Source organism: Acidobacteriota bacterium (genome assembly GCA_040752675.1).
Taxonomy (GTDB): Bacteria; Acidobacteriota; Polarisedimenticolia; order JBFMGF01; family JBFMGF01; genus JBFMGF01.
The window spans coordinates 23,116-36,552 of sequence record JBFMGF010000051.1 but is presented as its reverse complement, the minus strand read 5'-3'; the positions used below and the strand labels follow the sequence as shown (position 1 = coordinate 36,552).

Sequence of the window (13,437 nt, the reverse complement as noted above, 5' to 3'; positions counted from 1 at the left end):
TGAAACCCTAAGGCTGTTGTTCCCATGATAAGAAAGGCAAGAATCATCAAGAGGCGCGGATGGCTAAACAGCAGAAAGCGATTATTCTTCATGTGTGCCTCCTCCCAAGCATAGAAAACTTATTAGGCGTAAAAGCACTGTCACCCTATATTGCTTATATTGGGATTGCTTTTACGGCATTTACGAAAACCTTTGAATACACCTATTTCTTTCTATTGCAGCCTTAAAAATACATCGACGATTTCCCTCGGTCAAGTCTAATTTTTCACTAAAAGATGCTAATTATTATAACTTGTTGAAAATAAAATAATTGTTCCATGATGGCTTCATTAGTACTTTATGCGTGGATTTTGATGATGCGGTCTGCTTCTTTTCGGTGCAGGCCGCCGAAAATGCGGGAGAGAAGCTCTATATATTAGTGGACGCTTGCTTTTTTGGGGATAGTGAAGAAGAAGGTGCTTCCTCGACCTTCCTGGGACTCTACCCAGATCTCGCCATTATACGTCTCAATGATTCTCTTTACGGTGGATAATCCGACCCCTTTACCCTGAATATCCCGAGTCGTCTCGTTCTTGAGTCTCCGAAAAACGAAGAAGATCTTATCCTGATCTTCCTTCTTGATGCCAACTCCGTTGTCCTTGACCCAGAATTTATAAAAACCGTTATTATCCTCGCATCCGAGCTCGATGCTCGGGCGATCCTGTTTCCCCATATACTTGATAGCATTATCGATGAGGTTCTGAAAGACTTGCCTAAAGCGGTTTCTCTCACAGCAGATGATTGGAAGTGGAGTCGCGATCTGTATCTGGATTTTCTTCTGCTCAATCTGCTGCTCCAGGCTCTCGATGACGAGATCTACAAGCTCCCGAATGTTTGTATTTTCAAAAGATAATCTTCTTGATTTGATCCGTGAGAGTTCCAGAAGATCTCCCAGAAGCTCGGATTCTCTCTGAATATTTCGTTCGATGCGCTGGAGTCGGTCTCGCATATCCTCGTTAATTTCCGCGCCATGCTTTCTCAGTATGGAGTTGGCTAATCCGGCAATGTTGTTCAGGGGAGCATTCAGATCGTGAGAGACGGCGCGAAGGAAGTCCTCCTTCTCGGCAATCTCACTTTCTAATCTCGCGTTCATCTTATCCAGAAGTATCCTTTGTTTTTCCAATTTCTGATTCAGCATGCTGAGCTCATGGTTCTTGTCTTCCGTCTTCTTCAGGAGATTGATGGCATTGGCGTTTGCCTCTGCCAGCAGTTTCCCCTGAAATTCGAGCTCTTCCTTTGCCGACTTGAGCTCGCTTGTTCTTTCGATGACCCGGTTTTCCAGCTCCCGGTTCCACGACTCGATCTCCTTGTTTGCCTTCAGGAGTTCCTTCTCTTTTTTGCAGAGACTCTCGGCCATATCGTTGAATGATTGTGAAAGCTGGCCCAATTCATCATGACGCGAAACATCTATCCTAAGGTCGAAGTTTCCATCGGCTATACTCTTGGTTGCCTTCATCAGATTCTTGATAGGAGCAGTCACAAATCTTAAGAAGAGGAAAGATGTCAGGAAGGAGATTGTGAGAATGATGATGTTAATGAGGATGATGCGATTGGTTATTCCTCTGATGAGATCTTTCTGTCGCTGCAGGGAGATACCAACCTGGATTGTCCCAATCCTTTTCAGATTCTTGGTATCTTCGATGAAGAAGAGGTCTTCTGAGGAGTCAGAGGTTGTCCAGATGGGGCTTGATATATTTATTATCTCGGTATCGGGAATCTCTTGAGCTATCGTTCTGTCATATTCCAGCGCCGTCTGGATGAAGGTGCCTTTCCTGGCTTTGTTGAGGAATTTGCCCCCTTTGGAGGAGATGATTTCACCCTGCGCATCCAGAATGATGACATAATTCACATCCTCGTCTCTAAGGACTCCATCGATTAGAGTGTTCAGCCCCGCCTGATCGTTGATCAGAACGCTGTATTCGCTGTTATAGGAAAGATTTTCTGCAAGAGAGATGCCGCGCTTTTCCAGCTCCTTTCGCATTTCCCTTTTCTCATGAATGATAATGTTGTACGTCAGTACGGTGGAGAGGAAGATCATCAAACCAGCAATGATTAGAAATAGTTTATGAATAATTTTCATGGGCTTTATCTTGAATCCTCTACGCCAAAAATCATCATGGCCTGGCCGATGATTTCATCAGGCAATTTGATATCAATAACATTGGCTGTCCGCATATTGAGAGCAAGAAGCTGCTTCCGTGGTTCCTCCAGATAGCCCTTGTGAAATTTCTTCCCTTGCAGGATGCTTATGGCCAATTTTACGGCCTGAGACCCCAGGTCGGAATAGTCGCATAACAGGCTGAACAGGGCACCTGAGGAGACATTGCTGCTCGAAAAACCGACGACTGGGATCTTATTTCTCAGGGAAAACAGAAGGATTGATTTCATTGTAAGCGGTGTGTAGATTGTCTTGTCTGGAATACTCAAGAGCACATCCACGTCCTTCTTAATGCTTTCAAGAAGAGGAAGAACGTTGGATTCGGAAGAAACCTCCCTAATAACCAGGCTCATATTGAATTCCTTGGCTTTCAGGAAAACCTCTTCAATATAATTCCTCGAGTTCTTGGGATCATACAGGATTCCGATCCTCATCCGGTTCGGGAGGATCTTTTTCAAGGCTTCGAGTTGGACGGATGGTGAGAAGTACGAGTCAACGCCAAATACATTTGGATAATCATTCTCTTTAAGCTCTTCTATCAGCTGTTTATCGAAGACCATGCAGTGGACGATGGGGATGTCTTTGACCAGGTTTGTGACGGATTTAGTGGCCCGGCTACCGATCGTGAAGATTAGATCAGGCTGGAGTTTTACAAGCTTCAGGCTGCTTTCAATCTTATTATTGGGATCGAAATATATAGGATGAATCCGAGCATTGACGCCTTTCCAATCAGGACAATAGATAATGCCGCTATAGGCTTGATTGTATTCCTTGAGATCGCTGCTAATGGCAATTGCGATGGTGTAGTCTCGAGCCTGAGCCAGGCTCCCCAAAAAACTCAGCCAGACAAGGAGAGGAAGGAACAGGCCAGCCTTAAATATTTTCTGCATGGCTTTCGATGCCCTTCTGTCCATTGTAATGAACATGCTGATGGATACAAAGCCAGTAGTTCGTCGCCTCAATGATAGTTGCGATGAATTTTAATGGGTCAGAGGACTTAACGGTGTAACTATTTGCGCCGTTCTGAGCGGCAGCCAGTTTTTCTTTTTCATCGTTGAGATTGGTCAGCATCACGATGGGAATGTTGTGAAGCATCTTATCCGATTTAATTCTTTTCAGCACCTCCTGACCGCTCATTCCAGGCATATCGATGTCCAGGTATATGAGCCCTGGCGTCGGCGCATCGTGATACTTACCCCTCTTGAAGACGAAATCTAATGCCTCCTCGCCGCTTCCGACTTCATAGATGTCATTCTTAATGTTTGCGTCCTTGACGGCGTCCTGGAACATCAAGCGACAATCTTCGTCATCGTCCACCAGAAGAATTTTGATCATGCTGTCGTTCGTCATGGTTTAACCTCACATAGAAAGAGATTGTTGCTCTGTCAGAATATTGATAATGGATTTCTTGAGATCAGAAAGAGTGAAAGGTTTATTCAGGACGATACTGTTAACCTTCGACAGGAATTCTTTGACTTCTGCGCTGATCGTATCGCCGGTGCAGATAAGAATCCTGTTAAGGAAATCAGGTTTTCGTTCCTTGATAGTGTTGTAGAATTGCATCCCATTGATATCCGGGATTCTAAGATCCAGTATGATTATGTCAAAATTCCGCTGTTCTAGCTCCTCAAAGGCTTGCTTCCCCGAACGGGCGAAGCGGATCGTGTTTTTATCTTCTTCCAGAGCATCCCGGTAAAAATCGCAGATGTTCTCCTCATCCTCAACCACTAAAATGGCGAGAGGATTCAATAAATCCAACTTTTCCTTGAAGGTTCTTTCCGTTTCATGAGCATGGAGTTGATCGGCCTTTGGCAGCTCTATAATGAATGTAGCACCTTCTCCTGGAGGGCTCTCCGCGGAAATCTTTCCAGAGTGTTCGGCAATGATCCCGTAGCAGATGCTGAGTCCCAGTCCTGAACCTTTGCCGACCTCCTTTGTCGTGAAGAAAGGATCAAATATTCTGCTCAGGATGCCCGCAGGAATCCCATGACCTGTATCCGAAAATCTGATAAAGATAGAATCGTTGCAGGATCCGGTGGAAATCGTCAAGATTTTCTTCTCCGAATGTTCCATGGCATGGCATGCATTCGAGTAAATGTTCACGAAGACCTGCTGCATATGGAATTCATCGCCATAGAAGCAGGGAGAAGGTTCTTCAAACACTTTCTGAACCTGAATATTAAACATTTTAATGAGACTGTTTCCTATGGAGAGAGAGCGCTCCAGAAGTTCATTGACATTCAGAAGCTTCTTTTCCGTTTTATGTTCCCTTGCAAAGCTGAGGAGATCTTCCACAATCCTTTTGCAGCGCATGGCGCTCTCGCGAATTTTTTCAAGCTTGGATTTGAACCCATCATGCGACTTCAAGAGGAGTATCTCTGTAAAACCCAGGACGGCGGTGAGAGGATTGTTTATCTCATGCGCCACTCCGGACGCCAGTTTCCCGATGGCGGCCATCTTTTCAGATTGAATCAGCCTTTGCTTCAATATCTCGCTTTCCTTTTTGGTTTGATAATTTGCGATGGCGTTCTGCGCGATGATAGGCAAGACTTCAAAGGCATTGTTCGATTTGATGACATAGTCAGAGGCTCCGGATTTGAGGGCCGAGACAGCCGAAGAGATGTCGTTTTCTCCAGTGATGATAATTACAGGAATATCACATGTCATTTGAATCTTTTTCAAAAGATCGAGACCAAAGATGTCGGGTAGATTGAGATCCAGGAAGATCAGATCATATTCTCCAAGGGGCTTTCTCAAGCAGTCAGTGCCATTGTTTACCACGTCAATTTTTGAAGAGGGGAAAGCCTGCTCAAGCTTTTCTTTTTCGAGGAAAGCTTGATCTTCATCATCTTCCACGATCAGCACAGAAATCTTTGCAGAAGTTTGCTCTCTATCCATATCAAATCTTATGTTCTCAAGGGGTAACACGCCAACTATACCCTCCCTTCTCAAGCCTAAAGGTAATATAATTTTCTGGTTTAAAGATGCAAGTCAGTGAAGGACTAATTTTGAGAGCGAAAGATTTCCAATGCGCCCAAGACCGAGGCGTTACTCAAGATGTATGGCAAGTGATCAGGGGCAGGATGTGATGACGCGTTCCTGGCCGTTGGTCTTCCAGCCGTAAGTTCCAGGGCCACAATTGTTCTCGCTGCGAACTAGATAGTAATATCCTTCCCCTGCCGGAGGGGAGCTGCGCGTGTCGTCCCACTGGTTCTGCGTGAGATCATTTGCGAAACAGCTCGCGCGGGTGAAATTCTTGTCGAGGAGCAACTCCCCGAGAAATCCTCCAGCCATGTCATACTTCGTGGCATCTGGCTGGGATGTCCAGCTAAGATGGGTCGAAGATGAAGTATTGGTCAAAGTGAGCCCTGTAACCTCGGCGATGATTGTGCCGGTCGCTGGCGTGACACTCACACACGACGAAACCGCACTCTCACAGGCGACGTTGGCATCCTGAGCCTGGACCCTGTAATATAACGGGAAGCCGGATGGCAGACCATAATCAGTATATTCGGTCACCGGTGCTTCCACCGTGGCGATGATGACGGATGAAGCATCACATTTCTGGTCGTTGCGCAGGATCAGGTAGTTTTCAGCATTCGGGACAGAGCTCCACATAAGCTTCGCCGCCCCGCATCTTGCCGTAGCAGATAGAGTCGGCGTCGCGAGCGCCGGGCATGAAGAATGATTCTGGTTTGAGGCATCGCCACCCGTTCCGCAGGCGATCTTATGCCGGTTGAATGCTGCAAAGATTGCGGCTGCATGCGGAGTCCCGTTCGACAGATCGCCGTCGTCGTCATCTACGTTGCGCAACTTCGTAAACCAGCTACCAGCGCCGCATCCATCCGAGTTCGGGATCGAGCAGTTGTAGGCGTTTCCGCCGGACCCTTTGCGTGATTTGTAGAACAGCTTCTCGGTCAATTGGTGGGATGTGTACGGGTCGAGCCCTTCTGCAGGCAGGTCGCGTGCTGCCAGGTCCCAGATTGTCTCTGCCGCGAGATGGCCTTCGCAATGCACTTCTTTCCCGCAGGGTCCACCGCCTCCACCGCAGTTATCCTTGACGAACCCATCAGCAGTCGCCGGCTTGTGGCTTGCGCGCTTGTCCCAGTCCAGCTCGCGAATGCCGGTGCAGTCGAGACATGCATCTCCGTAACCGGAACAGTCGCCGAAGTAGCTTCCTCGTCCCAGGCATGAAAAGCGGTCATACAGGATACCTGCGACATCTGCGTAAGCTTCTGAAGGATTGTCATAGCCGCCGCCGTCATTCTGGTCGAGTCCATGTCCCCATTCGTGAATCCCGATGCCGGATATCTCACCAAAATTCCGGCAGACTCCTTTCGAAGACTTGTAAAGAGTGATGCTCCCGCCCCAGCTCGCGTTACAGGTCCACCACGCCGAGTTTGGTTTAACGGTTACCTTTCCCTTTAGCCAACTGTTGTCGGGAAGCCAGTAACGAGCTTTCTCCTTGGCACGGTTGATGTGGAAGAAGCTCGTGCGAGCAGCATGAGTGTTTCCGGCGGAGTCTCCGTTCGGTACGGTGCAGTCAGTGCCGGAACTCTGTCGAAGGTCGACGTCGGCGTCAGCCGCGCCGGACTCGCTTAAGCTTCCGCAACCATCCTGAATCTGGACGTAAGAACCGTTTAGAGTCGTTGTGGCCTGAGCACTTCCGGAGCCGGGCGTGAACAGACCCATGTCGCTACAGGTCTGCGCCTGACCATCGATCGAGACGTCGGCATAGGGCATGGGGAAGCCTGACTGCTCGTTTCCTTCCCATCCCTGATTGTCGTTGGACATCGGATAGACGCCCCCTTTGACGCGCCCGTACTTCATGTCGTCGTAGAAGGCGAGGATCTCTCCGCTCGTCGCATCGACCTTGCCGACCCAGATCCCGCGCTCGTTCTCAACGCTGATTGTAAACCGCCAGGCCAGCCTGTAATCAACCCCTTTGCCCACCGGTCCAGTGTAACTTGAATCAGTGATTCCATTCTCCGAAGAAGGTTGACCTGTAGAAGGTGAAAAATTCATATAAGATAACATGCTCATAGAAGGGGAAACACTCAAATATACGAGCCTTACTGGTTCGGTATCTTGAACCGAGTCAGCGGAGGTGATCCCCATGTAAGCGTAAAGAAACTCGCGCGCTGTTGCTGCATCGTAAACTGGCTCTGATGGTGTTCCCGGCGTAATTTGTGTATTCGGCGTGAAAACTCCCCATCGGTCGGCGCCGAATGCGACAAGGTTTCCCATGGTGACATACATGATGAACCGTTGCTCCTCGACTGGGATACCGTTTACAACGCGATCGAATACAAGTATCCAGTGATCCCTGTCAATCATGCCGGAGCCCTGCTGGTTAAGGACCAGCTCGCTCTCCATGACTTTGAAGAGAGCCGAATTCTCCGAAACGAACTCACGCGCCTTCGCCTCGAGCTCTTTGAGGGAAATGATTTGAGTTGACGCCTGAGATGTATTCGAATTCGGGGTCGACCCATCAACGGAGAACCAGCGAATGACCCGGCCTTCCACCAGAGTCGGGCTTCCCGATCGGCGATCTATGTAGACTTTTAAGCTTCCCCCATGCTTGTTGATGAAACTTTTCCAGCCGATCCGCTCCTCCTCGAAACCTGATTCTGTGAAAGACTCGAGGGTCTCCGCGATGATTCCAACATGAGAGGAAGGATCGTAAATGACCAGCGGATCGAACCCGCTCTCCTCTTCCGGAATGACAGCTGCCCGGAATGATCCGGATGCAATAAAGCAGGCGAATGCCAAAAAACAAAACAAATCTCTCCTCAATTTTTTCATATTCTTCTCAACCATTTCCCCTCCTTATTTTCTTCGAATTTTTCTTGATCCAGAATAATTTCTCTGCTCAATCGCTCAGCATCATTAATATATACAGTTGATTGCTCCCTTTGCAATCATTCTTTAATGAACTCTTCAAAAAAATCAATTTTCCTGCAAAATTGGTATTACTATAATTGCAGATTTGGTCTTATGTAAGGTTTCAGCGCGTCTGGCGTAACAAGATCGACTCTTGTATTTAGTATCCGCTCCATTTCATCTGCCAGATGTACGAAGTCGAAGAGGTCAATCGCCTTCTCAAAGTCAACAAGCAAATCGATATCGTTTTTTTCGTGCTTTACCTTTTGCATAAGAGCCAAAAATTCCCACTTCATTGACTTTACTAATGTGTCAGATGGCACATTAGTAAATCAATTGTGACCTAGTATTGGTACTGGAGGCTGAGGCGGAGGACCCTGGGAGGCATGATCTCAGTTGGGCGGCGTTCCGTGAAAGTGTCTCCTGCCAGATCATCTTCTCTCAGATGAAACTGCGAATTCAGGAGATTGAAAAGATCAAGGAGAAGAACCAATTTGCTTTTCCCAAGAGGGAACAATTTTTCTACTCTTGTATCCAGGGTGATGTAAGCCTCTGTTCGGCTCAAACCTCTCCTTCTCGATTGAATGACAATCGGTCCCTGGTTGAGACCTTCGATGATGATTCTTCTTCCAAAGGGAAGCCCATCCCACCACCTGGCCACAGCGGCCACAGAAAAATTGCGGGGAAGGTGATAGTGGAAAGCAAATCGAGAGGTGAAGGCCCTATCAAAGAAGAGGCGCCCCCTCGAATTGATCAAACTGTTCGGGTTGTCGTAGAGTTCCCCGATGATTCCCTGGTCATTGTCGTATTCTGTGTTTCCTGGATTTCCCATTGCCACAGAGCGGGCGACGACGAAGGAAAAGAGCCACCAGTAATTCTTCCCTCTCTTTTCCCCGGTGATTTCAAAGCCCTGAGCATAGGAACCATGTCTTGGTGGATTCTCCAGGATGTACCGGTCTTTTCCGAAGGTAGCGGGGTCCTGATTATAAACGATCAGAGTCTGCTCATCTCCAGTTTCCGGAAGCTCGTCATCTCCAGGATCAAAAATTTCAACTGGGATATAAGAGGAAAAGGGAACTCCATCATTGACCGTTTCCATGAGTCGGTGTTCGTCTCTCTGGTAGGCAAAGAATTTCCAGAGCGCCTTTTTCTTCGTTTGGAACTCCAGACCAAAGAGGAGTTCATCAGTATAAGGTTGCTTGAGATTCTTAGATACTTCCGTGTAAGGCCCGCCAAATGATTTCAGGATTCCTGATTCTTCCCCTCTCTGATACCTGTCGTCTCCATTCATATCATCCCAGAGATAAAGCTCCCCTCCCAGTGAGTTGGGATTGGCCACTTCAAGATGTCTGCCCAGCAGTCGGTGATAATACCTGGAAAATCCTGCCTTGAAGACGAGCCTTTCCTCTTTGATGATTGGCACGGATATCCTCAGTCGTGGTGAAAAACTTTTCCAATCAATCAATTTCCTGGAAGAGGGGAGAGTTCCTGGCGGAATAAAATTTCCTGCAGGGCTCTCCTGCTCGGGGAGGATGCCCTGGTTCCATTCGAATCTGACCCCTGCGTAAAATTTAAAGTGAGATGCAATGCTTATTTCATCACTTAAGTACAGGGAAAGATTTCTCAAACTCTCCTCGGGTTTAATCAGTGTGTTTAGCCTTCTGACGGCAAAAGGCTCCCCTTTATAAAAGAGAAGATTCACATCATCAATGGCAGAAATTTCTGAATCTATGAAAGATCGATCCAGAGAGATTCCAAAATTCAACCTGTGATCCAGCCTTTCAAAGAATGTCTGAGATATCTTTGATTCCTTTCCATCGTTTCCCTCATTGAAATAGGAGCCAGCAAACTGAACAATCTGCTTGCTTCGGGTGGAGCGCTCCTGAAGCGATGCCGAACCCCTCATTTGACCAAAAAAGAGCTCCTCGGTGCTCTGCGAAGAACCATTGAACAGATGCTTCAAACGGAGCCTTGCATAGCCTCCTCTCGCATGAATGGAAAATTGCTCCGAGCAATCTCTGTCCCATGAGATCTGAAACAGGGCGTAGGAATCCTTTTTCTTTAAAGTTGCTTCCGGGCTTTTGAGTGGACCTGCTAAATAATCAGTGTTTCTGTAATCCTGGGAAGAGGCGAGGAATGTCATCCTCTCATTATCGGATAGAATGAGACCGGTTTCCAGGAAGGCCGTTCCCAGAACTATTTCAGGGATTCTCTGATATGCTGATATCTTCATCTCACTCTCCTCACGTGTTGCCGATGCGAAGAGATAGAATCGCTCTGGCAGGAGAGGCCCTTTCGCTTGAAATTCCAGTCTTCCTTTCCTTAGAAACTCCTCAATGAAAGGAGGATGACCCCTGACTTCCGGAAATGATTTTGCCGATGACTGTGTTGAACTCCCGAGATAATAAGACTGGAATGACCCTTGCCACTTGTTTATCATTCGTTCTTGCTGATCATCTTGACTTTTCCATCGCATTGAAGAGTCTTGATCTTTTTCGGCCTGATCTCCATCCCACCATGAGTCATTCCATACCGTGAGAATGTCAATGGCCCCGCCAGGCCTTCCCACATCAACCGGATGAAAACCTGTTGAGACCTGAATCTCTTTTACCGCACTAAACTCCGGGATGAAGAGGGCTCTTCCCCCATCGTAGGGGTCAGTAAAATCCATCTCGTTCAGAAAAAAGCTGTTCTGGGTCCAAGAGCTTCCATGAATTCCCATGAGAGATTGTAATCCTCCTTTGATCCCGGCATGATCGAGGAAATTCGTGTATGTGGCAGGTTCCAGAAGCTCAAGAATCTGCCAGATGCTTCTTGAAGTGGGAAGTCTTTCAAAATCATCGGATTTGAAATTTATTCCATAAGAAAATCCCTTCTCTCTCCCCGTTTGAACCCTCACTCTGAAATCGGATTCCGAATCATCGATAGTTATCGAGCTTTTTGCCTGATGCTCTTCTTCATACTTAACACCAGCAACATTTCTTTTTTCTTCGGCATAGATCTTATTTGAGGCTGTAGAAGGTGCCAGGAATAGAATAATTAAAAGGGGAGAAGCGAAGATTCTTAGAAAGGTGGAGCTTATGCTCAATGGCATTTTCGGAAATTTCCAGGTGCGGCTCTTCAAAACCCAAGGCTTTTCTGTCTTTACACTCTACTGATTTCTTCACGTCAAAGAGAAGCGGGATCAGACTCTGCTACTCGCAGTGCCCCATCGTCTTCAATTCCAGGATGTAGTCCTTCATCCTTGCCACATCTGAAGCGCCGGGGGCAAGCTCGATATATTTCTTGAACTCACCGCAGGCAGTCGGGAAATCCCCGCTGCGGTAAGCGCCGAGTCCGAGTTCCCGGTGCGGGTCTGCATATAGAGGATCGAGCTGTACAGCCTCGATGAAAAAGTTGAGGGCGTTCTGCCTCAGAGTCTCGGCTTCTTCCTTTTTTACATCGGCTTTTTTCATGTAGAGAATTCCGAGCAGATAGTGTGCAACGGGATCGCCGGGGACGATCGCGATGGCTCTTTTCAGTTCATCCTCTGCGATTCCAAACCGTCCGGCATTCATGTTGAGGAGCGCATCATCCTTGAGGAGCGACCTCACCCTTCGCTGAAAATCCTGAGGATCAACATTCGCTTTCGCCGGAACATCATTGATTTCGGGATGCGAAGAGAGGTATGCCCTGGTGTTTTCAATCCTCTCCTTGAGCTGTGGATGATTCCCAAAGAAGAAGGTCTCGAGCTTCGTTCCATCTCCATGGTCATCCAGCAAGAGTGAATAAACTTTCTCCATCTGCGCAGGGTTGTAGCCAAAGTTTTGCATCTTTTTGAGTGCCCCATCATCCGCTTCCCGTTCGAGGTTCCGTCCATAACCGTTAATGGCCGCTATGAAGGCAAGCTGAAGACCCAGGCCAAGGAGAAGATCGGCGACCTGACTGATACGGGCTGCCTTCCCCCAGTGCCCTTCTTCAGCGGCATGTCCGGCTTCACTTGCCGCCCAGATGCTCCCGGCAATCGCCGCTATCATGAATCCTATCTGCTTGTTTTGAATGCTTCTTTTATATCTGAGCATGTGACGGTTCTCGACATGGGTCATCTCATGGGCAATTACACCAGCAATCTGATCCTCATTTTCGAGCCTTGCAATTAGCCCCGTATGCACGTATATCGTGCCATGAGGGTAAGCGAAGGCATTGAGGGTGGGATCATTCAGTATCCGCACTCTTATTGCGAGCTGATCCTGGGCTGCCAGACCTTCTGGCTCCAGTCTTAAAGCAACGGTGTTGAGATAATCTTCAAGGAGTGGATCCTTGTAAAACTCCGCTTTTTCAAGGAATTTTTTCTCTTCCGCGCGGGATTCATCCCACAGACGCTTCTCATCCTTCTCAGGCTGAAAAGCGGCCCCTGAACTGCTGATCGGTGGAACCCTTGTAGGCATGCAGGAAAAAAGAAAGGTAAAACTTATAATCAAAGCTATGATTTTTCTTGGGATTCTTTTGATGATAAACACCTCCTTCCCGTAAAGGCGAGTCGATTAAAATCTTTATTAATCATTTTATATTCACTCAGAGTGAGAGTCAATCAGTGTAGAGCATCCTTGTAGCTCTTCTCGCCGGCAGTGATCTTAACAGGAAGTTTGTTTTGAGACGGCGGCATAGGACAGGTCGCAAATTCCGTGAAGGCGCAGGGCGGGTTGTAGGCTTTGTTGAAATCAACGTAGGTCATCCCCTTTTTGTCAGGCTTTTTCACATACAGGAATCGCCCTCCTCCATATGTCTCGAATCCGTTGGTCCTATCGCCAAAGACGATGAACAATTCTTCATCATCAGGTTCCCCCAGGGAATCCAGCCGGTAGGTCTTGCCGTATATCTTGAATTTTAAAGCCCCGGGAGATGGCTCTTCGGAGACCTTGCCCAGGACATTGACAATGGAGATATTCTTCGGTGGATCATAGGGCAGGTATTTAGCCTTGATTCGCCATCGCTTGGAAACCGGGAAACGTTCGATCCCTTTGAACTCTTTGATCTTTGGATTTTCGCTGTCTTTGAGGCGGATTCCATACCTGTTGTCGCGCTTGATGACATGCCAGCTCAGCGATCCACATGTCAGGACCGTCGGCTCTCCCTTCTCATCATCCTGAAGAATCATTTCCGTCACAGGCGTATCGCCGTGAAGGACTTTAATATCAGGCTTTATTCTAATCGTCACCTGCCCGTTGTCGAGAAAGAAGGAACCGATGAAATCAGGCGCTCTGTCCCCGGGGAAGAGAATCGTATTGGATTCATCCGCTCCAAAACCGTTTTCGCCTTCCTCCAGCCAGAACAATCCCGCCAGGCTGAGCCACCCGTTTTTGCTTGTCAAAGATTCG

The 13,437-nt window shown here is 47.7% G+C and carries 9 protein-coding genes; all 9 read right to left on the bottom strand.

Annotated features, from left to right (window positions below; all coding sequences use genetic code 11):
• Positions 1–415: 415 nt before the first annotated feature.
• Positions 416–2,119 (bottom strand): ATP-binding protein, encoded by a 1,704-nt coding sequence (locus AB1756_05075; protein MEW5806704.1) that lies wholly within the window; start codon positions 2,117–2,119, stop codon positions 416–418.
• 5 nt (positions 2,120–2,124) lie between these two features.
• On the bottom strand, positions 2,125–3,087 hold the full coding sequence (locus AB1756_05070; protein ID MEW5806703.1) for an ABC transporter substrate-binding protein: 963 nt from the start codon (positions 3,085–3,087) through the stop codon (positions 2,125–2,127).
• On the bottom strand, positions 3,071–3,547 hold the full coding sequence (locus AB1756_05065) for a response regulator (GenBank protein MEW5806702.1): 477 nt from the start codon (positions 3,545–3,547) through the stop codon (positions 3,071–3,073). Before AB1756_05065 ends, AB1756_05070 begins: the two co-directional genes overlap by 17 nt.
• Positions 3,548–3,556: 9 nt before the next feature.
• Positions 3,557–5,095, bottom strand: coding sequence for a response regulator (locus AB1756_05060; protein MEW5806701.1), 1,539 nt, complete (start codon positions 5,093–5,095; stop codon positions 3,557–3,559).
• A gap of 174 nt (positions 5,096–5,269) precedes the next feature.
• Positions 5,270–8,017, bottom strand: coding sequence for a hypothetical protein (locus AB1756_05055; GenBank protein ID MEW5806700.1), 2,748 nt, complete (start codon positions 8,015–8,017; stop codon positions 5,270–5,272).
• Between the two features lie 155 nt (positions 8,018–8,172).
• The gene (locus tag AB1756_05050; GenBank protein ID MEW5806699.1) at positions 8,173–8,352 is read right to left on the bottom strand and encodes a nucleotidyltransferase domain-containing protein; all 180 of its coding nucleotides are present in this window, start codon (positions 8,350–8,352) and stop codon (positions 8,173–8,175) included.
• Between the two features lie 71 nt (positions 8,353–8,423).
• Positions 8,424–11,174 (bottom strand): TonB-dependent receptor, encoded by a 2,751-nt coding sequence (locus AB1756_05045; protein MEW5806698.1) that lies wholly within the window; start codon positions 11,172–11,174, stop codon positions 8,424–8,426.
• Between the two features lie 100 nt (positions 11,175–11,274).
• On the bottom strand, positions 11,275–12,579 hold the full coding sequence (locus tag AB1756_05040; protein ID MEW5806697.1) for a M48 family metalloprotease: 1,305 nt from the start codon (positions 12,577–12,579) through the stop codon (positions 11,275–11,277).
• Between the two features lie 71 nt (positions 12,580–12,650).
• Entirely contained in the window at positions 12,651–13,430 is a 780-nt protein-coding gene (locus AB1756_05035) for a DUF1684 domain-containing protein (protein ID MEW5806696.1), read from the bottom strand.
• Positions 13,431–13,437 lie beyond the last annotated feature (7 nt).